A 22,763-nucleotide genomic window follows, 5' to 3' on the forward strand; every position below is an offset into this window, starting at 1 on the left:
GTTTTCGTCCCGTTTTTTGGCATGGATCGGCCATCAGCGCCCGCACAACGGGCGCAACCAGCTATTAATTCAATAGCAATTCCACAACCCAAACTCCTCGCTCCCCTCCACGCGCCAACGCCAAGACTTATCACTTAAGTTTCGGTTCTCCGGCAATTCCTCCTCACTTCAAAGCGTCAGTTCTGGTATCAAAAGCTCGTCAAGAGCATGTTTGTTATTTGAATTGAAGGATGCTACCCATGAAACGGATGCTGATTAACGCCACACAGGCTGAAGAACGCCGCTTGGCCATCGTCGACGGACAAAAACTCCTCGACTACGAAATTGAAATTGAAGGGCGCGAACAGCGCAAGGGCAACATCTACAAGGCCGTCGTCACGCGCGTCGAGCCTTCGCTGGAAGCCTGTTTTGTCGACTACGGCGAAGACCGCCACGGCTTCTTGCCATTCAAAGAAATCTCACGCCAGTATTTCCAGCAAGGCGTGGCTGTGGGCCAAGCCCGCATCCAGGACGCCATCCGCGAAGGCCAGGAACTGCTGGTTCAGGTCGAAAAAGAAGAACGCGGTAACAAGGGCGCTGCCCTGACCACGTTCGTGTCGCTGGCTGGCCGCTATGTGGTGCTGATGCCCAACAACCCACGGGGTGGTGGTGTGTCGCGCCGCATTGAAGGTGAAGACCGCGCCGAACTCAAAGAAGCGCTGGAACAGCTCGAATACCCGAATGGCATGAGCATCATTGCCCGCACCGCCGGCATTGGCCGTAGCGCGCCGGAACTGCAATGGGACTTGAACTACCTGCTCAAACTGTGGAGCGCCATTGACGGGGCCGCCAAGGGTGGCAAGGGCGCTTACCTGATTTACCAGGAATCATCGCTGGTGATTCGCGCCATTCGCGATTACTTCAACAACGACATCGGCGACATCCTGATCGACACCGACGACGTGTACGAGCAGGCCCAGCAGTTCATGGCCCACGTCATGCCCGAGCACGCCGCCCGCGTCAAGCGCTACCGCGATGACGCGCCGCTGTTCAGCCGCTTCCAGATCGAACACCAGATCGAATCGGCCTATGCCCGCACCGTGCAGTTGCCGTCAGGCGGCGCGATTGTGATTGACCATACCGAAGCGCTGGTGTCGGTGGACGTCAACTCGGCCCGCGCCATCAAGGGCGGCGACATCGAAGAAACCGCCACCCGCACCAACCTGGAAGCTGCTGACGAAGTGGCGCGCCAGATGCGTCTGCGCGATTTGGGTGGCCTGATCGTGATCGACTTTATCGACATGGAAGAAAGCCGCAACCGCCGCGACGTCGAAAACCGCCTGCGCGATGCGCTGCGGCAAGACCGCGCCCGGGTGCAGTTCGGCACCATCAGCAAGTTTGGCCTGATGGAAATGAGCCGCCAGCGCCTGCGTCCCGCTTTGAGCGAAGGCGCGTCCATCCCCTGCCCACGTTGCGGCGGCTCCGGCCACATCCGTGACACCGAATCCAGTGCGCTGCAAATCCTGCGCATCATCCAGGAAGAGTCCTTGAAAGACAACACGGCCTCGGTGCTGTGCCAGGTCCCGGTCGAAGTGGCCTCGTTCCTGTTGAATGAAAAGCGTACCGAGATCGCCAAAATCGAACTCAAACAGCGCATCAACGTGCTGATGGTGCCCAACAAGACGCTGGAAACGCCGAACTACAAGCTGGAACGCCTGAAACACGACGATCCGCGTCTGGACAACATTGAAGCCAGCTACAAAATGGCTGAAGAAATGGAAGATCCGACTTCAGTGACGCGTCGTTCGCAAGAGCCCACCAACAAGCAGACCCCGATCATCAAGGGCGTATTGCCCGATGCACCGGCACCTGTCGCCATCCCCAAGCCAGAGCCTGTCAAGCCTGTGGCGACGGCCCCGCGCGCTGCGCCGAGACATGCCCACGCTGTGCCAGCGACTGCCCCGGCAGAAAAAGGCTTGTTTGGCTGGATCAAGCAATTGTTTGCGCCCGCGCCAGCACCTGCGCTGAAACCCAAGCCAGTGGAAGAAGTCAGCAAAGACGACAAACGCGAAGGTCGCGGTGGCCGTGATGGCGCGCGTCGCAATGAACCGCGCGGCGAAGCTCGTCCCGAAGGGCGCGATGAAGCGCGTGGTGGCCGTGGTGGTCGTGGCGAAGGTCGCGGTGATGGCCGTGGCGGTCGGGGTGGTCGAGGTGGTCGTGGTGACCGTCCGGCGCAAGGCCAACGTGAACGTTTCGATGCCGAAGGTAAACCCGTCATGGCGGAGGCTGGCAACGGCTTCTCACAGGCCCCTATGAATGGCCCAGGTCAAGATGCCCAAAGAAATGAGCCAGGGCAAGACCGCCCAGCCCGCAATGCCGAACGCGGCGGGCGTGGTGAGCGCAACCCCCGTGGTGACCGTGGCCGCAACGAACGCACTGACAACGTCGAACAGGGCGCGCCGGCAGAACGCGGTGAGCCTCGAGCAGACGGACGCAATGAGCGCCGGCCTGACCGCAATCGTCGTCCAGATGAAAATGCGCGCAATGAATCCGCCAACGCTGACACCATGGCAGCGCCGGTCGATCGCATGGCCCCTTCCGCACAGGCGATGGCAGCTAACACCGACCTGGGCAACGGCCCTGTTGCTGGTGAACAAGAAGCCCGTCCTGACGGCGTCGAGACCCGTGAAAAACGCTCTCGCGACCGCTATGGTCGTGAGCGTGGACCCCGTGGTGACCGCGCTGAGCAAGGTGATCGCCAGGAACGACCTGCGCGTGACGTGCAGCCGGTAGCGGAAGAGTCGGCTGAAGAACCCCGCCGCTCCTACTTCGCGACCAGCACGGAAGCCCCCGCAACGATGGCCGTTGCGCCAGCAGTGGCGCCGGTCGCAGAGGCAGCGCCAGTGGTTGTGCCCGTCGCCGTTGCGCCAGTAGTGACACCCGCACCCGCTCCAGCACCGGTCATTGCAAAACCTGTGGCGGCGCCTGAAGCAGTGCCCGTTGCAGCGACCACCGGCATGCCCAAACTGCAGCCGTTTGCGTTGCCTCTGGCCGAATTGGCGCAGGTGGCTCAGAGCTCCGGCTTAAGCTGGGTGAACTCGGACGCTGAGAAAATTGCAGCCGTCCAGGCCGCTATCGCGGCTGAGCCGAAACCAGTTCGTGTGCCACGCGTGCGCCCAGCGGCGGTGCAAGTGGACGCAGGACCGCTGGTTCTGGTGGAAACAAAGCGCGATTTGCGCAACATGACCCTGCCGTTTGAGGAAAAAGACGCGCAGTAAGTCAAGCCGGTGTCCTCACGGACACCCGCAAAAAAGGGCACCGAGGTGCCCTTTTTTTATATTCCGCGATGACTCAAGTGAGATCAATCTCAGCGGCAAGAATGGGTTCAGCGAAGAACCCGCGGCGTACCAAACCAAGGTGGCTGCTCACTTTGTTGTGACCGCTGCGCTGGACAAAATCAACCGCACTCAACGTTTTTACCAGTGCGCTGTCAGGGGAATCATCTGCCATCACGCTGGTAAAACCACAACTGACCGTGACATGCCCGACCTGCGGAAAAATGGTTTTTTCAACATTCGTGCGAAAACGCTCAAACGCAGCCAGCACCAAGGCTTCATCCGGGCAGTGCATCAACACCCCGAAATGTTCATCATTGAAATGATAAAGACGGTCATAGGTACGAAACGTGTTGTTCATCACCCGCGTCACCAGCACCAGCACTTCTTCGGCGATCTGACGCCCATGCTTCTCCTTGATGAGGGCAAAGTTGTCAATCAACGCCGAGCCCAGCCAGTAATTGGCGGGGACCCGGTGGCGACGTTCCTGGGCCATGCCGTTGGGCGTCGACGCAATGAGCGGATCACTGCTGACACCGTCAAGCTCTTCCAGAACCGCACTGTAAAAAGCATCGTCCAGCGACTTGCGATTCAACAGGCCGGTCAGGGCGTCACGGTCGCTGTATTCCAGCAGGGAATACATGTTGCGGTAAATGCGGCGTAACTGCTCGATGGTCAGAAGCTCGTCCTGGGTCAAGCTTGCATTCGTATGCACCTCGATCACGCCTTCGTCGTCCTTGCGTGAATCAGAGAACAAGGGGAGCATGTTGATACGGGGTCCCTCTTCCCCGGCCCAGGCAATTTCAATTATTTCACGCCGCTGCAGACACTTCAGCCGATCGGGCGCGTCGTCCAGATGCGGCAGCGTCATGAAGTCCACCCGCATCGGGTCCACGACTTTGCCACCGCCCTTGGCATCCAGCCGGGCCACTTCGAGCCAGCGTTTTTCACCCTCAAAACTCATGACGCGTGAAATACTGATGCGCTGGATGGGCAGCAGATCAATCAGCGCTTTGGAGAGCGTGAGCTCCAGTAAATCCCGATCCCGATGGTCGGTCAGCTTCAGGATATGTTCGATCAAGGTACTCATAGGCTCTTGATAATAGCCCCGAATCTCACGCCAGTCGCGTTGTTCCCGTCTTGGCTGCGTTTTGCCAGGCTTGCGTTGAAGCCGCAACATCACCGCGCTGCTCGGCCAATTCGGCCAGCGCAGCCCAGGCATTTCGCGCCAGCCCCGCATCCTGCAAGCGGGTCAATGACTGCTTGAGCAGTTGCTGCGCCTTGCCCCACAACTGCAAGCGCATGCAGGTGATGCCGGCCAGGTATTGCAAAGCGGAGTCACCGGGATTGGCCATCTGCGCCTGCTCGATCCGGATCAGCCAAGCCGCTTCGGGCGCACCCGACGCCAGCGCAAAACCATTTTCCAGCGCATGAATGAGACTGATGCGCTGGGCCTCGGTCAAAGCCCCGGCTTGTCCGACCATGCGCTCCCAGATGGGCAGCAACCAGCTGCGGGCCAGATCGACATCGCCGTCCAGCTGCAGCATCCGGTTGGCGGCTTCAATCGCGACTTCCGGCGTCAAGCGTTCCGAGGCTTCCAGCTGGTGCCACACGGCCTGCAACTGGTCCGGGTCATAGGCGGTTGACACCAACTCCAGGGCCAGACCACGCAACAGTCCCTGCGCGGCCACCTCGGAGAAGGCACGGTGCTTGGCCAACAGACGCGCCGTTTCCAGCGCCAATGGCGTTTGCCGCGCCATCCGCGCTGCCTTCAAGCGCAAGCGCAAGGCAATCGTGCGGCGGGCAGCACCTTGCGGCATGTCGTCCAGCCACTGCAGGGCCCCCTGCGCATCATGGTCTTCCAGCGCCCAGCGGGCTGCCCGTAACTGCAAACCCTCGCGGGTTCCTTGCGCGTCATGATGCAAAGCCTGATCCAGGGCCTGTTGAAAATGTTCCTCGCGCGCCGCTTTGTCCTGCAAGGCTTGCGCACTTTCGGCCGCCAACAAATGCGACAGGGCACGCAGCCGTCCCGCATAAACCAGGGTTTCGCCACCCCGCGTCATGGCACTCTCGCGCGCCAGCACGACTTCGGCCGCTTTTCTGGCCCGAATAAAGCGACCGGCCACCAAATGGGACAAGGAGTCAAGCAAGGCGAGGTGCATTGCGCGCTCCTGGTGCTGCAGGCGCCAGGAATGCGCGTGGCCCGGAATGGCAAACAGTGCCGCCAATGCACGCAAAGCCACATGCAGAACCAAAAACAACAGCGCCAGCAACAGCAGCACCAGATTGAGCGACAGGTCGACCCGGTAAGGTGGCCAGAAGACGGTGATCGTGCCCTGGTTATTGCCTGCGAACAGGGCAATGGCCACTGCCATGGCGAACAATCCTAAAAACCATAAAGCAGCCCGCATGTCTACTTTCCAGCGGCCGCGGTAGCGAGGGCGGCAAAGGTTTCATCCACGCGGGGCAGTTGCAAGGTCTTCATCTGCGCCTGCACCTGCTGCAACAAGGTCGCGGCCGTCTGCGTTTTGCGCGAGGTGACATCAAAGTATTTATTGAGCGACTGCGAAGCATCCGCTAGATCCGCCCGTGACGACTCCAGCTGTCGAGCCAGCAGCCCCATCCGGGCGTTCAGCAACTTGAGTTTGAAGTTTTCCCGCAGGAAAAAAGACTGCTCCGGTGACAGCAATGCCGCCTCCGGTCGTTCGATCCGGCTGACCCGCAACAGGCTTTGCGCCTCGTCGCGCACCAGCTGCAAACTGCGTTGCCACCATTTCGGCAATACCTCGGCGCTCTGCTTCTTCACCAAACTGAGACCATTCGCGGATGCGACCGCATTCGCCAGCACCAGCTCATCCGCCATGTGCAGCAGTTCATCCAGCTTGACCAACAAGCCCGGGGTATCGCTCACCGCGGCCGACTTGATGCGGTCGATGTCCCGCGCAATGGCGCGCTGCAACAATGTGAGTCGGGGCTGCGCTGCGCGTGTCACCCGCAGGTCCGCACTTTTCAGTGCGGCCAGCAAAGGCTCGACACTGCCCGTCAGTTGGGCCTGCTGCTGTGCCAGACGAATGGCGGCTTCAATATCCACCACCAGATTTTCATCACGGGAGCGCGACAAACTTTTCATTAACTCGTCAAGTTGCGTGCGTTGCAGGGAGACCTCGCTCAAACGCGCCTCAAAGACCGCCACCCGGCCCGCTGTCTCGCGCGCCAGTTCCTGCGCCTGTTTGGCAACGCTGCGGGCCTCCACCGACTGGGCGCCGGCATCGGCACTTTGGCGAGCCAACTGTTCCTGAATCGATGACAACTTTTGCCACAGAAAACCACTGGCCAGCAAGGCAGCGACCGCCACGGTACCCGGACTCAGGACAAACCCGCGCGACACGCTTTTGGTCTTGACCGGGATCACAGAGTCATCCGCTGGCGTGGGCAGGGCCGGCGCCGCCAAGGGAACGTCTCCTCCCGTGGGGGTCGGTGTTTCGGCGTTGGGATCGGAGTTCATGGAAGGATTCTAAAGTGTTGGAGATGGCGCTGGTCTGCCGCTCAGGCTGCAGTCTGTTCCATCGCGTGCAGCGCAGCCACGACGTCGGGCAGCGTGGGGCGAGACTGACAAACCACACCAAACCCGGCTTTTTGCGCGGCCAGGGCAATGCGCGGATGGGTCGCCAGCGCGCGCGCGGTAGCCCAGTTTTGCGCGGGTAGCCAGGCGCTCAGGTTGGCCACCGCCTCCGTGCTGCTGAACAGCCAAACCGAGCCATCACTGGCCGCCTGCTGTGCCAAATCCGATGCCTGCGCGCTGAAGTCGGGCGCGCAGCGCTGGTAGGCGACGACAAACTCAGCCAGGGCGCCCGCTTGGCGCAAGCGGTTGGCAAACCACTCGCGCCCAACCCCTGGCCCGGCAGGCGTGCTGCCGGCGCGATCGCAGCCGCGCACGATCAGGACCCGGTCACCGGGTTGCACCTGCGTGCCCACCACCTGCCACAAGGCTTCCGAATCAAATTGACCGGCGTCCAGTGATGGCACATCCAGCCGGTCAGGCGCAACGCCCGCCCGCAACAAGGCCCGGGCGGTTCCGGGACCGGTCGCCCATGCTCTTGTTTTAATAGCTTCTTGCGCAATGAATTCGGGGGCTAGAGGCGGTTTTGATGCAAAGAAATAGTCGACGGCATTGCCGCTGACAAACATCACACCGACATAGTCAGCCAGCTGTTTCCAGACGCGAACCAGGTCGGCCGGGTCGGCCACCGGGCCTACTTCAATCAGCGGCAGCGCCAGCGCTTCCAGGCCGAGCGCGGTTAAATCCAGCACCCATCGTTGCGCCTCGCGTTGGGGGCGGGTAACGATGACCCGCATGCTCAGGTCGTGCCCAGGGGCTCACCCGGCGCCAGAATTGAGCCACCTTTTGCCACCACCCCGGCCCGCAGATCGACCGCCAGCCGTGTGCCCAATGCGGCAGCGCTGGCCAGATCCGTCACCGGCGCACTCAGCCGCACGCACACCAGTTCCAGTACACCGTCCGGGTCGCCCCAGGCAGCATCAATGGTCAGCGTGTCGCCGCTGAGGGTGGCGAAGGCCGCCAGCGGCATGGAGCAGCTGCCGCCCATGGCCCGGCTGACCGCCCGCTCGGCCGCCACCGCCAGCCAGCTGGTGGAATGCGCCAGTGGCGCCAGGGCATCGATCACTTCCTGGCGGTTGGAACGAACCTCAATCCCCAGTGCCCCTTGCCCGGCGGCGGGCAGCATGATGGTCGGCTCAAAAATTTCACGAATCCGTTCGCCCAAACCCAGACGCTTGAGACCGGCCGCCGCCAGCACGATCCCGTCATACAGTCCGTCATCCAGCTTGCGCAGCCGCGTGTCCAGATTGCCCCGCAAGGGCTCAATCTTCAGGTCAGGGCGCCGGGCGCGCAGCAGGGCCATTCGGCGCAGGCTGGAGGTGCCGACGACAGCCCCCTGCGGCAGACTGGCCAGCGTCGGGTAGCGGGTCGACACAAACGCATCGCGCGGGTCTTCGCGCTCCATCACGCAGGCCAGCACAAACCCTTCCGGCAGCTCCATTGGCACGTCTTTCAGCGAGTGCACGGCCAGGTCCGCGCGGCCTTCTTCCAGCGCTGTTTCCAATTCTTTGACAAACAGGCCCTTACCGCCGACCTTGCTCAAAGAGCGGTCCAGAATCTGGTCGCCCTTGGTGGTCATGCCCAGCAGGCTCACCTGGTGCCCGCGCTGCTCCAGCAAGGCCTTGACGTGCTCGGCCTGCCACATCGCCAGGCGGCTCTCTCGGGTTGCGATGGTGATTGTCAAATTGCTCATACGCTTTGGTTCAAGGCCGTAACCTGTTGGTAATCGATAGATAGCCGGGAATGCTAGCATGGCCGACGTCGCCAACGTGAGTAACCTCTTCTTAAGAACGCCATGATCCAAGCTCCCAAATCTGCACTGCCCGTGCGCGCCAAAGACAACGAACGCCCGCTGGTGGAGGACATCCGGCTGCTGGGCCGGATTCTGGGCGATGTCATCCGCGAGCAGGAGGGAGTGGCGGCGTTTGAGTTGATTGAGCAAATCCGCAAGCTGTCGGTGGCGTTCCGGCGCGATGCCGACCACGAGGCCGACAAGGCGCTCAAGAAGCTGCTCAAAGGGCTGAGCGGTGATCAAACCGTGAGCGTGATTCGGGCCTTCACCTACTTCAGCCACCTGGCCAATCTGGCGGAAGACCGGCACCACATCCGCCGCCGCGCCATCCACGAACGCGCCGGCGACACGCAGGAAGGCAGCATTGAAGTCGCGCTGGCCCGCTTGCGCTGGGCCGGCATCTCGACCAAAACCATCGCCGACACCCTGGCCACCAGCTTTGTCTCGCCCGTGCTCACGGCCCACCCGACCGAAGTACAGCGTAAAAGCATTCTGGATGCCGAGCGCGACCTCGCCCAGTTGTTGACCGCCCGCGACGACATCAAGATCAAGGCGGCCTCGGTCAACGCCAACAAAGACGCCCTGACGCCGCGCGAACTGGCCGCCAACGAGGAACAGATGCGCGCCCGTGTCCTGCAGCTTTGGCACACCCGCCTGTTGCGCTTCACCAAACTCACGGTCGCCGACGAGGTCGAGAACGCCTTGAGTTATTACGAAACCACGTTTTTGCGCGAAATCCCCAAGCTCTATGCCGACCTGGAACGCGAACTGGGCCAGCACCCGGTGCACAGCTTTCTGCGCATGGGCCAGTGGATTGGCGGCGACCGCGACGGCAACCCCAATGTCAATGCCCAAACGCTGATCCACGCCCTGAGCCGCCAGGCCGACGTGGCGCTGCGCCACTACCTGACCGAGGTGCACTACCTGGGCGGCGAGTTGTCACTCTCGGCCCTGCTGGTCGACTGCCTGCCCGCCATGCAGGCGCTGGCCGACCGCTCGCCCGACACCAACGAGCACCGCAAGGACGAGCCATACCGGCGCGCCCTGATCGGCATCTACGCCCGGCTGGCCGCCGCCCTGACCGACCTGACCGGTGGCGAAGCCGCGCGCCACGCCGTCGCGCCCCAAAACGCCTATGCCAACGCCGAAGAATTTCTGGCCGACCTGCGCACCATCGAGGCCTCGCTGCTGGCGCAGCATGGCGCGGCGCTGGTGGCGCAACGCCTGCATCCGCTGATCCGGGCGGTCGAAGTCTTTGGCTTTCACCTGGCCACCGTGGATTTGCGCCAGAGCTCGGACAAACATGAATTGGTGGTGGCCGAGCTGCTGGCGGTGGCACGCATCGAGCCCGCCTATGCGCAGCTGGATGAAATGGCCAAACGCAGCCTGCTCCTTAAGTTGCTGAACGATGCCCGACCCTTGCGCGTGATGGGCACGGTCTACTCGGAGCACGCCCAGAGCGAACTGGCCATCTTCGAGACCGCCAAAGTCATGCGCGAGCGCTTTGGCGCCCAAGCGATTCGCCACTACATCATCAGCCACACCGAAACCGTGAGCGACTTGCTGGAAGTGCTGCTGCTGCAAAAAGAGGTCGGTTTGATGCGTGGCACGCTGGACACCCAATCCATCTGCGACCTGATCGTAGTGCCGCTGTTCGAGACCATTGAAGACCTGCGCAATGCCGCGCCCATCATGCGTGAGTTTTATGCCCTGCCCGGCGTCACCCAGCTGGTGCAGCGCAGCGGTGCGGAGCAAGACATCATGCTGGGCTACTCCGACAGCAACAAGGACGGCGGCATTTTCACCAGCAACTGGGAGCTGTACCGCGCCGAGATTGCCCTGGTGGAACTGTTTGACCAACTGGCACAAGACGCCAAAAAAATTCCGGGCACCAAAGCGATTCAACTCAGGATGTTTCACGGCCGCGGCGGCACTGTCGGCCGCGGCGGTGGCCCGAGCTACCAGGCCATCCTGGCGCAGCCCCCCGGCACCGTGCGCGGGCAGATTCGCCTGACCGAACAGGGCGAAGTCATCGGCTCCAAATACGCCAACCCCGAGATTGGCCGGCGCAACCTCGAAACGCTGGTCGCTGCCACGCTGGAAGCCACACTCTTGCAGCCCACCAAATCAGCGACCAAGCCCTTTTTGCTGGCCGCCGCCGAGCTGTCGCAAAACAGCATGGCGGCCTACCGCAAGCTGGTCTATGAGACCCCCGGTTTCACCGAGTATTTCTTTGATTCAACGCCGATCCGCGAGATTGCCGAGCTCAACATCGGCTCGCGCCCCGCTTCGCGCAAACCGTCACAAAAAATTGAAGACCTGCGCGCCATTCCGTGGGGCTTCAGCTGGGGCCAGTGCCGCCTGACGCTGCCGGGCTGGTACGGTTTTGGCTCGGCCATCGACCTGTTCTTGAGCCAGGACAACGCCGGCTCCAGCAAAAGCACGCACAAAGACAAACTGGCACTGCTGCAGCAGATGTACAAGCAATGGCCGTTCTTCAAAACGCTGCTCTCCAACATGGACATGGTGATGGCGAAAAGCGATCTGGCGCTGGCGGCGCGCTATTCCGAACTGGTGGCGGACGCCCGTTTGCGCAAGAAAATCTTCACCGCCATCGAAGCCGAATGGCAGCGCACCACCAGTGCGCTGGGCCTGATCACCGGCGACAAACAGCGCCTCACCACCAACGCGGCGCTGCAACGCTCCATCCGCCACCGCTTTCCCTACATCGACCCGCTGCACCACCTGCAGGTGGAGCTGGTGCGCCGTTACCGCGCCGGCCAGACCGACGAACGGGTGCAGCGCGGCATTCACATCTCGATCAACGGCATTGCGGCCGGGCTGCGCAACACCGGTTAGGCCCACTATTTATGCCATTTAGGCTTCTAGCCCCCGTCGCATAAGCGCAAGCAGCTATTTAATTAATAGCTGCTTGCTCAACTGGCCACCAGCGCCCGCACCGCCGCCAGTTGCCGGCGCGACACAAACAGCCGCTCCTCAATGCCGTCCAGCCGCACCGCCCAGCCCTCGCCTTCTTCCGCGTCGTAGTGCTTTTCCAGCGCCCGCACCGCCGGCTTGGCGATCAGGGCGTTGCGGTGAATGCGCATGAAGCGGGTGGGGTACTTTTCTTCCAGTTCGTTCAATGAACCTTCCAGGATATAGCTCTTGGCTTGCGTGCGCACCGTGATGTATTTGAGCTCGGCCTTGAGGTACAGCACTTGCGCCAGCGGCACCCGCTCGGTCCGGCCACGGTCCTGAATAATCAAAACTTCTTGCGGCAAATCAGGCGCTAGCCGCCGTTCTGACTGCATCAACCGCTCTACTTTTTGTAGCGCAGCCTGCAGCCGTTCCAGCCGCACCGGTTTGGTCAGATAGTCCACAGCGTCCAGCTCGAAAGCCTGCACCGCATGCTCGGCATGGGCCGTCACAAACACCACGGCGGGCGGATTCGGCAGCGTGCGCAGGGTTTGGGCCAAGCTCAGGCCGTCGGCGCCAGGCATGTGAATATCGATCAGCGCCACATCCACCGGCTGGCGCTGCAGCCACGCCACCGCCTGCGCGGCGTTGGCGGCCTCGGCCTCGACACTGGCCGTCGGCGCGCTGCAGTCGCCCAGCAGGGTGCGCAGACGCGAGCGCGCCAGAAGCTCATCGTCAACGATCAGCACCTTCAGACGCATGGGGAAAACTCGTTGGCCGTCATACGGGCACCTCGATCCTGACTTGAAAAATACCGTTCTTGAGACCGTACTGGAATTGGCCTTGCACATCGTGCAGCAGATGCAGCCGGTCCCGCACGTTGTCCAGCGCCACCCCGTTGCCGCGCTCGCCATGCCCGGCCGGCACCGTGTTGGTGACCTTGATCACCACACTGGCGCCCCGCCGTTGCGTGGAGATCCTGATTTGCGCCCCGGTCAGGCTAGGCTCCACGCCGTGCCGCACCGCGTTTTCCACCAGCGGCTGCAACAGCAAGGGCGGCAATTTGGCGGTGGAGGCGTCGGGGTCCAGGGCCCACTCCACCTGGATGCGCTCGCCAAAACGCACGGTTTCGATCGCCAGATAACGCTGCGCCAGGGCAATTTCATCGGCCAGCGTGACGAACTCGCCCTGCTCAATCAGCGCATGACGAAACAAATCACTCAAATCTTCCAGCAGGGCCTCGGCCTTGGCCGGCTCGGCCCGCACCAGCGCAATGGCGCTGTTGAGCGTATTGAACAAAAAATGGGGCCGGATACGCGCCTGCAGCTCACTCAAACGCGCCGCCGTCGCCGCCGGTGCGGTGCCCTTGGCCCGCAACACCAGCGCCGCCACCAGCAGCGCCGACATCAGGGCGCCGCTGAAAGCACAGGCCAGCCAGGGTGCCGGCTCCAGCAAACCCACCATGAACAAGACGCCGCAACCATACAGGCCGGCCCCGGCGCCCAAGGCCACACCGGCCAACTGCTGGACCACGGGATTCAGGCGCGCCAGTACTTTTTTCAGACTGCAAGCCGCAATCAACCACACCAGCGTCGCCGGCAAGGCGCCGCCGGTGAGCAAGGCCAGGCGGCTCAACCAATCCACAAAGCTGGACGCGCCAAACATGGCGCTCACCGCCACCACCGCCTCGACAAACAGCACGGCGCGCAACACCACGCCCACCTGGCAGGCGTCAAACAGCAACCGCCGTGGCAACCCCAGCGCGGGCGGCGCGGGGGCCAGATCCTGGAAGGCCGATAAAATTTGGGTGTCTCTCATTAATAGTGGTTCCGTGTGGACCCGATTATTGATGATCTGTTGCCTCAAAAGCATAACCCCAACACCCAGCCCGGCCCTCGAAAGCTGACGCTCATTTACATGCCACACAACCAATTCGATAAAAAATCAGAAGCCTGGTCTGCCCTCTTCTCCGAGCCCATGAGCGATTTGGTCAAGCGCTACACCTCCAGCGTCTTTTTTGACAAGCGTCTGTGGCAGGCCGACATTGCCGGCTCGCTGGCCCATGCCGAGATGCTGGCCGCGCAAAAAATCATCACACTGGAGGACCACCGTGCGATCCAAAACGGGATGGCGACGATTGCGGCGGAAATTGAATCCGGCGATTTTGAATGGAAACTGGATCTGGAAGACGTCCACCTCAACATCGAAGCGCGCCTGACGCAGTTGGTCGGCATTGCCGGCAAACGCCTGCACACAGGCCGCTCGCGCAACGACCAGGTGGCGACCGACGTGCGGCTGTGGCTGCGCGGCGAGATTGATTTGATCAGCGGCCTGCTGACCGACCTGCAAAAAGCGCTGATTGAAGTGGCCGAGAAAAATATCGAAGTGATCCTGCCGGGCTTCACCCACCTGCAGGTAGCGCAACCGATCAGCTTCGGCCACCACATGCTGGCCTATGTCGAAATGTTCAGCCGCGATGCGGAGCGCATGAGCGACGTGCGCCGCCGCACCAACCGCCTGCCACTGGGCGCCGCTGCGCTGGCCGGCACCAGCTACCCGCTGGACCGGGAGCGTGTCGCCAAAACACTGGGCATGGTCGATGACAAAGGCCTGCCCTGTGTCTGCCAGAACTCGCTGGACGCCGTGAGCGACCGCGACTTTGCCATCGAATTCACCGCCGCTGCCTCGCTCTGCATGGTGCACATCAGCCGCTTCAGCGAAGAACTGATTCTGTGGATGAGCCAAAACTTCGGTTTCATCCAGATTGCCGACCGCTTCACTACCGGCAGTTCCATCATGCCGCAGAAGAAAAACCCCGACGTGCCTGAACTGGCACGCGGCAAAACCGGCCGCGTGGTCGGCCACCTGATGGGCCTGATCACACTGATGAAGGGCCAGCCGCTGGCCTACAACAAGGACAACCAGGAAGACAAGGAGCCGTTGTTCGACACGGTCGACACGCTGAAAGACACGCTGCGCATCTTTGCCGAAATGGTCGGCGGGCAGCTCAACCCGTCAACCGGGGCGAAAGAAGGCGGCATCACCGTCAAACCCGAAGCGATGGAGCGCGCCGCCCTCAAAGGCTACGCCACCGCCACCGATCTGGCCGACTACCTGGTGAAAAAAGGCCTGCCGTTCCGTGACGCCCACGAGACCGTGGCCCATGCCGTGAAGGCCGCCATTGCGCATCAAGTGGATCTGTCGGAATTGCCATTAACGGTGTTGCAGCAGTTCAACCCGACCATTGAAAAGGATGTGTATGAGGTGCTGAGTCTGCGTGGTTCGCTCAATGCGCGCGACATTCTGGGTGGCACGGCACCGAATCAGGTGCGGGCGCAGATTGCACGGCATCGGGTGCGACTGGGCTGAGGTGATCGGGATTCGGGTTTTCCATGAGTTGAATTGCCCGACTCACTGCTAAAGTCGCCCTGGGCTTTAAGCCCCTGCGCTTCACCTCCCTGAGCGTAGCCCGAAAGGGATTGCACCCAGCCTCCGCGCTGGGTTTTTTTTGGCCGTGCCTAATAGTCAGTTAACTCGTGTGCCACGGTGCGGTGGTCTGAGGTCTTCATTCGCACTTATGGCGCCAACACAGCCTTCGACAGATGACACCAAACAGTACACGCGTGTTGGTAAAGTTGATTTCCCCCCCTGAAGCTAGACCAAACCCTCTAATAATTGCTGCATTGCAACAAAACAACTTCCACTTTCTCAGATTCTCCCTATAATTTGCTCAATGTTGCACTGCAGCATTAATTGGCCAACTTGGCATTCGCTGATGCAGGCCTCCGATTCGTCCATTAATGAAGGAAACCGAAATGAACAACACCGCCGCACAATTCGCCGAAACCAACAAAGCCAACCTGCAAGCCCTGGAAGGCTTCACCACGCAGGCTTTTGCCGGTGTCGAGAAGCTGGTCGAACTGAACCTGGCTGCAACCAAGTCCCTCTTGGGCGAGTCTTTCAGCCATGTCCAGGCTGTTCTGGGTGCCAAAGATGCACAAGAACTGCTGGCGCTGCAATCTGGCTTGGCCAAACCTTTGGCTGACAAAACTGCAGCCTACGCTCAACACGTTCAAACCATCGTGACCGGCAGCGGTGCAGAATTGGCCAAGGCTTTTGAAGCCAAGACCGCCGAAGCTCAAAAAGCTTTCGCTGGTGCCGTTGAAAACCTGACCAAGAACGCACCTGCTGGCAGCGAATCCGCTGTGGCCGCTTTCAAGAACGCTTTGACCGCTGGTCAAAACGCTATCGAGTCCGCTCAGACTCAAGCTAAAAAAGCGGTGGAAACGGCTCAGACCAACTTCACGGCAGCCGCTACCCAAGCCGCTGATGCGGTCAAGAAAGCTACTAAAACAGCTTAATTGCCCATTGCCCTGCGGGGCAGTCAGCAACAAACGGCACCTTCGGGTGCCGTTTGTGTTTTAGCCGCGGATCAAGCCTTGTTGATCGGGATGTAGATTTCCCCGCCGGCCTTTTTGAACTCCTCCGACATGCTGTCCATGCCCGATTGAAGCGCCTGCTCGTCGCTCACGCCCTTGATCTTGGCGTACTCGCGCACCTCCTGCGAAATCTTCATCGAACAGAACTTCGGCCCGCACATCGAACAGAAATGCGCCACCTTGGACGAGTCTTTCGGCAAGGTCTCATCGTGGAAGTTGCGCGCCGTGTCGGGGTCAAGTGACAGGTTGAACTGGTCCATCCAGCGGAACTCGAAACGCGCTTTCGACAACGCGTCATCGCGCGCCCGCACACCGGGGTGACCCTTGGCCACGTCGGCCACATGGGCGGCAATCTTGTAGGTGATGATGCCGACCTTCACGTCGTCGCGGTCCGGCAGCCCCAGATGTTCCTTGGGCGTGACGTAGCACAGCATGGCGGTGCCGAACCAGCCAATCATGGCGGCACCGATGCCGCTGGTGATGTGGTCGTAGCCGGGCGCAATGTCGGTGGTCAGCGGTCCCAGTGTGTAGAACGGCGCTTCGTGGCAATGCTTGAGCTGCTCGGTCATGTTGGCCTGCACCATGTGCATCGGCACATGGCCGGGCCCTTCAATCATCACCTGCACATCCTGCTGCCAGGCTTGCTGCGTCAGCTCACCCAGCGTGCGCAATTCGGCGAATTGCGCTTCGTCGTTGGCATCGGCGCCGGAGCCGGGGCGCAGGCCGTCGCCCAGCGAATAGCTGACGTCGTAGGCCTTCAGGATTTCGGTCATTTCATCGAAGTGGCTGTAGATGAAATTTTCTTTGTGGTGAGCGATGCACCACTTGGCCATGATCGAGCCGCCGCGCGACACGATGCCGGTCATGCGGTTGGCTGTCAGGTGGATGAAGGCCAGGCGCACGCCGGCGTGCACGGTGAAGTAATCAACGCCCTGCTCGGCTTGCTCGATCAGCGTGTCGCGGAAGATTTCCCAAGTCAGGTCTTCGGCCACGCCGCCGACTTTTTCCAGTGCCTGGTAAATCGGCACGGTGCCGATCGGCACCGGCGAGTTGCGCAGAATCCAGTCGCGCGTGGTGTGGATGTTGCGGCCGGTGGACAGGTCCATCACGGTGTCGGCGCCCCAGCGCATCGACCACACCAGTTTTTCGACTTCTTCTTCAATGCTCGACGTGACCGCCGAGTTGCCGATGTTGGCGTTGATCTTGACCAGAAAGTTGCGGCCAATCGCCATCGGCTCCACTTCGGGGTGGTTGATGTTGGCGGGGATGATGGCGCGGCCACGGGCAATTTCATCACGCACGAACTCGGGCGTCATCACGCGCGGAATGCTGGCGCCAAAGCTGTTGCCAGCCAAGCGCGCTTCACGCTCGGGGTTGCTCAAGTACTGCTCCATCCACGCCTGCTTCTGGTTTTCGCGGATCGCCACGTATTCCATCTCGGGGGTGATGATGCCTTTGCGGGCGTAATGCATTTGCGAGACGTTAGCGCCCGCTTTCGCGCGGCGCGGCGTGCGCTGGAGACCGGCCGCCTGCAAGCGCAGACTGGCCAGCGTTTCGGACTCGCCATTTTTCAGGCCATCATCGAGCGCAAACGGCGTGCGGCCGGTGTAGGACTCGGTGTCGCCACGCGCCTCAATCCAGGGACTGCGTACCGAAGGCAAACCCTGGCGCACGTCGATCGTGGCGTTGGGGTCGGTGTAAGGGCCGGAGGTGTCGTACACCACCACTGCCTCGCCGTTGCTTTGCATGATTTCACGCATCGGCACCTGAATATCGACCTGCGAGCCAGGCACGTAAATTTTGCGCGACGCCGGTAAAGGCTCGCGCGTGAGGCGCATTAATTCGGTAAATTTGTCGGGGGCGTTCATCGCGAGTCTCCTGAAGATATAAGGAAGTGCTCCGGAGAACAGTCCATCAATCACGCGAACAGGGAGGCCGGCACGAAACCCGAGATGCCCGTCAAGGGGCCATGGGACTGCAAGTCTGGCTCTTCTTCCGCCGGTATGAACCGGATCAAGTTCGCGGGTTTGGTGACCATCTCAGCGCATCCATAGCGCACCCCGGGCAAGGCGCAGTTTAAGCGATCCAGGCAAATAGTTCTTGCAAGGCAGCCGACACACCTGGTTAGCGCCTGAAACGGGCACCGCCCACGGATTGGCGCCATCGAGCGCAACTAACGGACGACAATGGCGACAAGGGGCGCAAATCTAACAGACCCCGGGCATGAAGTTGGGGAGCAAATTTTCCAGGAGCGTTGACTATGGCAATTTCTCATGTGGCCGCTGGCCAATCCATCGATGTGGCACCTTATGGACCTGCGCTAATCGATGCGCGCACGGTAGCGCTGTTCAAGACCGAGCAGCTTGAAGTCATCCGCCTGGTGCTGATGGCCGGAAAATCGTTCCCCCCGCACAAAGTGGCGGGTGAAATCACGATTTTGTGCCTGGAGGGACGCCTTGACGTCACGGCGGAGGAATCATCCCAAACCTTGCAGGCCGGTCAACTCATGTATTTGTCAGGCCATGTTCTGCACAGTCTCGTCGCGCTCGAGGACGCATCGGCCCTGGTGACGATTGTGTTGCGCAAGTAGCGCCATTCGCGCAGCAACGCGGCGCCCAGCGCATCGGTTTGTTCCAAAAAATTTCAACCTGCCCGCAGCAGATTTCAAACCAGCCCTGTGGGGCAGCCCTTACCATTCAGGCAAATAAAAGGAAACCTTGATGTCCGTGATCACCAATATCGAAGACCTGCGCGTTCTGGCAGAAAAGCGCGTGCCGCGCATGTTTTACGACTACGCCGACTCTGGCTCCTGGACCGAAAGCACCTACCGCGCCAATGCCGCCGATTTCCAGACCATCAAGCTGCGCCAGCGCGTGGCCGTGAACATGGAAAACCGCAGCACGGCCACCACGATGATCGGACAAAACGTGGCCATGCCGGTGGCGATTGCCCCCACTGGTCTGACCGGCATGCAGCATGCCGACGGTGAGATTCTGGCGGCCCGCGCGGCCAAGAAGTTTGGCATTCCGTTCACCCTCTCCACCATGAGCATCTGCTCGATTGAAGACGTGGCCAGGGAAACCGGCAACCACCCGTTCTGGTTTCAGCTCTATGTGATGAAAGACCGCGACTACATCGAGCGGCTGATTGACCGGGCCAAGGCCGCCCACTGCTCGGCACTGGTCTTGACACTCGATTTGCAGATCATCGGCCAACGCCACAAGGACCTGAAAAACGGCCTCTCGGCGCCACCCAAGCTCACCGTGGCCAACATCCTCAACATGATGACCAAGCCGCGCTGGGGACTGGGCATGCTCGGTACCAAGCGGCACGGCTTTGGCAACATCGTCGGCCACGTCAAAGGCGTGGAAAACATGGGCTCACTCTCCGAGTGGACCGCCAAGCAATTCGACCCGGCACTGAACTGGGGCGATGTGGAATGGATCAAGAAGCGCTGGGGTGGCAAGCTCATCCTGAAGGGCATTCAGGACGTGGAAGATGCGCGCCTGGCGGTCAACTCCGGCGCGGACGCCCTGATCGTCTCCAACCACGGCGGGCGCCAGCTGGACGGGGCGGAGTCGTCGATCCGCGCCCTGCCGAAAATTGTGGACGCAGTCGGCAAAGAAATTGAGGTGCACATGGACGGCGGCATCCGCTCGGGCCAAGATGTACTCAAAGCCCGCGCGATGGGTGCGCAAGGCACCTACATTGGCCGCGCCTTCCTTTATGGTCTGGGCGCCATGGGCGAAGCCGGTGTGAGCAAAGCACTGGAAATTATCCGCAACGAGCTGGACCTGACCATGGCGTTTTGCGGCCACACCAACATCAAAACGGTGGACAAAGGCATTCTCTTGCCTGGCACTTACCCAACCTGAGACCTTGGGGGGACAGACCCACCATTGCAAAGCAATTTTGGTCTGTCCCCAACTGATTAGAGCAGCTGCGAAACCAGCTTGAAATCAGCATCTTCAGAAAATGGTTTCACATGGAAGCCCAAGCCCCGCATCAGCTTCAGCATGGTGGGGTTGTTGGCCAGGACCAGGCCCTCAATCTCGGTCAGCCCTTTTTCGCGGGCGAAGTCCATGATGGACAACATCAGGCGTGAACCCAGTCCTTTGCCCTTGAACTCATCCGCCACCACCAGCGAGAACTCGCAACTGGAGCGGTCCGGGTTGGTGATGTAGCGCGACACGCCGACGATGCGGGTCACCTCGGTGGCGATGCCGTCGGCGTCCACTTGCCGTTCGCGCGTCACCGCCACCAGCGCCATTTCGCGGTCGTAATCGATCAACGTGAAACGCGCCAGCATGGTGGCCGGCAACTCCTGCATGCTGGAGACAAAGCGGAAGTAGCGGCTCTCGGGCGAGAGATGGCGCACAAATTCCTGCAGCATGATGGCGTCATCCGGGTGAATCGGCCGCACGGTGTATTCACCGCCACCCGGCAGCGGCCACAACTGCTCGTACTGCGCCGGATAGGGCAGGATGGCCAGGTGGTTGTAGCGGCGCGCCGAAGGCGGCGCGTTGTCGATGACAATGCGCGCATCCACGGCCAGGGCACCGGACTCGTCCACGATGATGGGGTTGATGTCCATCTCGCGCAGTTGTGGCAACTCGCACACCATCTCCGACACCCGCAGCAGCACCTGCTCCAGCGCCACCATGTTGACGGGCGCAGCGCCACGCCACTCGCCCAGCGTCTCGGCCACACGGGAGCGTTCGATCAGGCGACGCGCCAGAAACTGGTTCAAGGGCGGCAACTCCATGGCGCGGTCATTGATCAACTCGATCATGGTGCCGCCCGCCCCAAACGCAATCACCGGACCAAACGGATCATCGGTGACCAGGCCGACACAGACTTCACGTCCCCGTTTCTGGCTGGACATGTTCTGGATGGTGACGCCATTGATCCGCGCGTCCGGCATCAACTTGGCCACCGCCTGCATCATCTCGACATAGGAATCGCGCACCCCGACGGCGTTGACGATATTGAGCACCACGCCCTGCACATCGGACTTGTGGCTGATGTCGGGCGAGTCAATTTTGAGCGCGACCGGGAAGCCCAGCTGGGTCGCGATCATGATGGCTTCGTTGACGCTGCGCGCCAGGATGGTCTTGGTCACCGGAATGTGGAACGCCGCCAGCAGCGCCTTGGACTCCATCTCGGTCAGCACCTTGCGGCGCTCGGCCAGCACGCTCTCAATCAGCATGCGGGCTCCCTCGACATCGGGCTTGGCCAGATCGGACAAGGGCGGTGGCGTTTGTTGCAGTAGCTGCTGGTTTTGGTAGAACGACGCGATGTTGCCAAACGCCCCCACCGCCGCTTCCGGCGTGCGAAAGGTCGGAATGGCCGCCTCGTTCAAGATCAGCCGCGCCTCGCCGACACTGGCGTCGCCCATCAAACACGTCAGCAAGGGCTTGCCAATGTGCTTATGGCTTTCTGCCAGCGCAGTAGCAATGGTCGCGCTGTCCATGCCGATCTTGGGTGAATAAATGGCCAGCACACCATCGACCTGGCGTGCTTTGCCCGCCGCTTCAATCGCGGCCTTGAAGTGCTCGGGGCCCGCGTCCTCCGAGACGTCGATCAGGTCACACAAGGACGCCAGTGGCGGCAGTTGGGTTTTGAGCGTTTGCGCCTGTTCGTTGGTCAGGCACGCCAGCTGCAAATTGATTTCACTGACCCAGTCGGCGGCCAGCACGCCCGGTCCGCCGCCGTTGGTCACAATCGCCAGCCGTCGCCCCACCGGCCGGTAACGCGAGGCCAGGCATTTGGCCGCAGAGAACAGCTGCACAAACGAGCGCACGCGCACCGCGCCGGCCCGGCGCAAGGCGGAATCAAACACATCGTCGCTGCCGACGATGGAGCCCGAATGCGTCAGCGCGGCCCGGTTCCCGGCCGGCTTGCGGCCGGCCTTGAGCACCACCACCGGCTTGGCGTTGGCAGCGGCGCGCAGGGCGCTCATGAAGCGGCGCGCATTGCTGATGCCTTCCAGGTAAACGACGATGCTGTGGGTATTGGCATCGGCCGCCAGAAAGTCGAGCACCTGCGCCATGTCCACCGCGGTATTGGGACCCAGCGACACCACGGTCGAAAAACCAACGCCATTCTTTTTGGCCCAGTCGAGAATCGACGACGTGAGGGAACCCGATTGTGAGACCAGCGCCAGGGGTCCGGGCGCACTCAAGACGCCCGCCACGCTGGCATTGAGCTGCAAATGCGGGCGCTGAAAGCCGAGGCAATTCGGCCCCAGCAGATGGATGCCATCGCGTCGCGCTATTTTGTGCAACTCGGCCGCCAGCGTCGCGTCAATGCCGCTGGAGATCACCAGGGCGGCGCGGCACTTGATGCGACCCGCGATCTCCAGCGCCGAGACCACCTCGCCGGGCGGCATGGCAATCACCGCCAGATCGGCCTGGGTGTGGGCCAGCTCAGCCAAGGTGCCAATGGTGTGGATATCCAGAAACACCAGCGAGCCGGTAAACCGCTGCGCCACCAGGGCGCGGTGCAGCGCCTGTGCCTGCAGCGTTTGCGAGGCCGGATCGTCCACCTTGCCTGCAAACACAACAATGGATTTGGGCGAAAACAGGGGGGTGAGGAAGTGCTTATCCATATTGATTTAAATTAATTTTTGATCGCAGACGCCAGCTTAACCCGTCCACAAGTCAGCGACGTTGACTTGGCGC

The 22,763-nt window shown here is 61.3% G+C and carries 15 protein-coding genes and 1 riboswitch; of the genes, 6 read left to right on the plus strand and 9 right to left on the minus strand.

The features are described from left to right. Nucleotides 1–239 precede the first annotated feature (239 nt). Nucleotides 240–3,257: an Rne/Rng family ribonuclease gene (locus HHJ17_RS07745; RefSeq protein ID WP_296501543.1), complete on the plus strand. Its 3,018-nt coding sequence runs from the start codon at nt 240–242 to the stop codon at nt 3,255–3,257. Nucleotides 3,258–3,330: 73 nt separating this feature from the next. Here HHJ17_RS07745 and HHJ17_RS07750 read toward each other — a convergent pair whose 3' ends face one another. Genes HHJ17_RS07750 through hemC form a run of 5 tightly spaced genes read right to left on the minus strand, consistent with a single transcriptional unit; the run spans nt 3,331 to nt 8,626 of the window. Beyond that, entirely contained in the window at nt 3,331–4,404 is a 1,074-nt protein-coding gene (locus HHJ17_RS07750) for a diguanylate cyclase (protein WP_296501542.1), read from the minus strand. Nucleotides 4,405–4,429: 25 nt separating this feature from the next. Next, nucleotides 4,430–5,725, minus strand: coding sequence for a heme biosynthesis HemY N-terminal domain-containing protein (locus HHJ17_RS07755; RefSeq protein WP_296501541.1), 1,296 nt, complete (start codon nt 5,723–5,725; stop codon nt 4,430–4,432). 2 nt (nt 5,726–5,727) lie between these two features. Further along, nucleotides 5,728–6,819 carry a uroporphyrinogen-III C-methyltransferase gene (locus HHJ17_RS07760; protein ID WP_296505476.1) on the minus strand — a complete coding sequence of 364 codons (1,092 nt, stop codon included), beginning with the start codon at nt 6,817–6,819 and terminating at the stop codon, nt 5,728–5,730. Between the two features lie 41 nt (nt 6,820–6,860). Further along, complete coding sequence (locus HHJ17_RS07765; protein WP_296501539.1) at nt 6,861–7,670, minus strand: uroporphyrinogen-III synthase; 810 nt, start codon at nt 7,668–7,670, stop codon at nt 6,861–6,863. Between the two features lie 2 nt (nt 7,671–7,672). Then, complete coding sequence (hemC, locus tag HHJ17_RS07770; protein ID WP_296501538.1) at nt 7,673–8,626, minus strand: hydroxymethylbilane synthase; 954 nt, start codon at nt 8,624–8,626, stop codon at nt 7,673–7,675. A 102-nt stretch (nt 8,627–8,728) separates the two neighbouring features. Here hemC and ppc point away from each other — a divergent pair, with 102 nt between their 5' ends. After that, entirely contained in the window at nt 8,729–11,584 is a 2,856-nt protein-coding gene (gene ppc / locus HHJ17_RS07775) for a phosphoenolpyruvate carboxylase (protein ID WP_296505477.1), read from the plus strand. A 77-nt stretch (nt 11,585–11,661) separates the two neighbouring features. Here the strand turns inward: ppc and HHJ17_RS07780 are convergent, their stop codons facing one another. Both HHJ17_RS07780 and HHJ17_RS07785 read right to left on the minus strand, forming a co-directional pair. Then, nucleotides 11,662–12,402 (minus strand): LytTR family DNA-binding domain-containing protein, encoded by a 741-nt coding sequence (locus tag HHJ17_RS07780; RefSeq protein WP_296505478.1) that lies wholly within the window; start codon nt 12,400–12,402, stop codon nt 11,662–11,664. Nucleotides 12,403–12,421: 19 nt separating this feature from the next. Beyond that, nucleotides 12,422–13,459, minus strand: coding sequence for a histidine kinase (locus HHJ17_RS07785; protein WP_296501535.1), 1,038 nt, complete (start codon nt 13,457–13,459; stop codon nt 12,422–12,424). A 99-nt stretch (nt 13,460–13,558) separates the two neighbouring features. On the opposite strand from HHJ17_RS07785, the gene argH reads away from it, so the two are divergent. Beyond that, nucleotides 13,559–15,010: an argininosuccinate lyase gene (argH, locus tag HHJ17_RS07790; RefSeq protein WP_296501534.1), complete on the plus strand. Its 1,452-nt coding sequence runs from the start codon at nt 13,559–13,561 to the stop codon at nt 15,008–15,010. A 446-nt stretch (nt 15,011–15,456) separates the two neighbouring features. Further along, nucleotides 15,457–16,002 carry a phasin family protein gene (locus HHJ17_RS07795; RefSeq protein ID WP_296501533.1) on the plus strand — a complete coding sequence of 182 codons (546 nt, stop codon included), beginning with the start codon at nt 15,457–15,459 and terminating at the stop codon, nt 16,000–16,002. A 71-nt stretch (nt 16,003–16,073) separates the two neighbouring features. Here the strand turns inward: HHJ17_RS07795 and thiC are convergent, their stop codons facing one another. Beyond that, a complete protein-coding gene (thiC, locus tag HHJ17_RS07800) occupies nt 16,074–17,948 on the minus strand; it encodes a phosphomethylpyrimidine synthase ThiC (protein ID WP_296501532.1) in 1,875 nt (624 codons plus the stop codon). A gap of 104 nt (nt 17,949–18,052) precedes the next feature. Next, a riboswitch (TPP riboswitch) is annotated at nt 18,053–18,153 on the minus strand. 187 nt (nt 18,154–18,340) lie between these two features. Here thiC and HHJ17_RS07805 point away from each other — a divergent pair. Both HHJ17_RS07805 and HHJ17_RS07810 read left to right on the plus strand, forming a co-directional pair. After that, nucleotides 18,341–18,670 (plus strand): cupin domain-containing protein, encoded by a 330-nt coding sequence (locus HHJ17_RS07805; protein WP_296501531.1) that lies wholly within the window; start codon nt 18,341–18,343, stop codon nt 18,668–18,670. 130 nt (nt 18,671–18,800) lie between these two features. Then, the gene (locus tag HHJ17_RS07810; RefSeq protein WP_296501530.1) at nt 18,801–19,955 is read left to right on the plus strand and encodes an alpha-hydroxy acid oxidase; all 1,155 of its coding nucleotides are present in this window, start codon (nt 18,801–18,803) and stop codon (nt 19,953–19,955) included. Nucleotides 19,956–20,011: 56 nt separating this feature from the next. Here the strand turns inward: HHJ17_RS07810 and HHJ17_RS07815 are convergent, their stop codons facing one another. Beyond that, entirely contained in the window at nt 20,012–22,690 is a 2,679-nt protein-coding gene (locus HHJ17_RS07815) for a bifunctional acetate--CoA ligase family protein/GNAT family N-acetyltransferase (RefSeq protein WP_296501529.1), read from the minus strand. Nucleotides 22,691–22,763: the final 73 nt, after the last annotated feature.

Source organism: Rhodoferax sp., assembly GCF_012927445.1.
In the GTDB taxonomy this organism is placed as follows: Bacteria; Pseudomonadota; Gammaproteobacteria; order Burkholderiales; family Burkholderiaceae_C; genus Rhodoferax.

Excerpts from the sequence above, each read along its gene's own strand:
- HHJ17_RS07745 (WP_296501543.1), top strand. The coding sequence starts at position 240 with ATGAAACGGATGCTGATTAACGCCACACAGGCTGAAGAACGCCGCTTG.
- HHJ17_RS07750 (WP_296501542.1), bottom strand. The coding sequence starts at position 4,404 with ATGAGTACCTTGATCGAACATATCCTGAAGCTGACCGACCATCGGGAT.
- HHJ17_RS07755 (WP_296501541.1), bottom strand. The coding sequence starts at position 5,725 with ATGCGGGCTGCTTTATGGTTTTTAGGATTGTTCGCCATGGCAGTGGCC.
- HHJ17_RS07760 (WP_296505476.1), bottom strand. The coding sequence starts at position 6,819 with ATGAACTCCGATCCCAACGCCGAAACACCGACCCCCACGGGAGGAGAC.
- HHJ17_RS07765 (WP_296501539.1), bottom strand. The coding sequence starts at position 7,670 with ATGCGGGTCATCGTTACCCGCCCCCAACGCGAGGCGCAACGATGGGTG.
- hemC (WP_296501538.1), bottom strand. The coding sequence starts at position 8,626 with ATGAGCAATTTGACAATCACCATCGCAACCCGAGAGAGCCGCCTGGCG.
- ppc (WP_296505477.1), top strand. The coding sequence starts at position 8,729 with ATGATCCAAGCTCCCAAATCTGCACTGCCCGTGCGCGCCAAAGACAAC.
- HHJ17_RS07780 (WP_296505478.1), bottom strand. The coding sequence starts at position 12,402 with ATGCGTCTGAAGGTGCTGATCGTTGACGATGAGCTTCTGGCGCGCTCG.
- HHJ17_RS07785 (WP_296501535.1), bottom strand. The coding sequence starts at position 13,459 with ATGAGAGACACCCAAATTTTATCGGCCTTCCAGGATCTGGCCCCCGCG.
- argH (WP_296501534.1), top strand. The coding sequence starts at position 13,559 with ATGCCACACAACCAATTCGATAAAAAATCAGAAGCCTGGTCTGCCCTC.
- HHJ17_RS07795 (WP_296501533.1), top strand. The coding sequence starts at position 15,457 with ATGAACAACACCGCCGCACAATTCGCCGAAACCAACAAAGCCAACCTG.
- thiC (WP_296501532.1), bottom strand. The coding sequence starts at position 17,948 with ATGAACGCCCCCGACAAATTTACCGAATTAATGCGCCTCACGCGCGAG.
- HHJ17_RS07805 (WP_296501531.1), top strand. The coding sequence starts at position 18,341 with ATGGCAATTTCTCATGTGGCCGCTGGCCAATCCATCGATGTGGCACCT.
- HHJ17_RS07810 (WP_296501530.1), top strand. The coding sequence starts at position 18,801 with ATGTCCGTGATCACCAATATCGAAGACCTGCGCGTTCTGGCAGAAAAG.
- HHJ17_RS07815 (WP_296501529.1), bottom strand. The coding sequence starts at position 22,690 with ATGGATAAGCACTTCCTCACCCCCCTGTTTTCGCCCAAATCCATTGTT.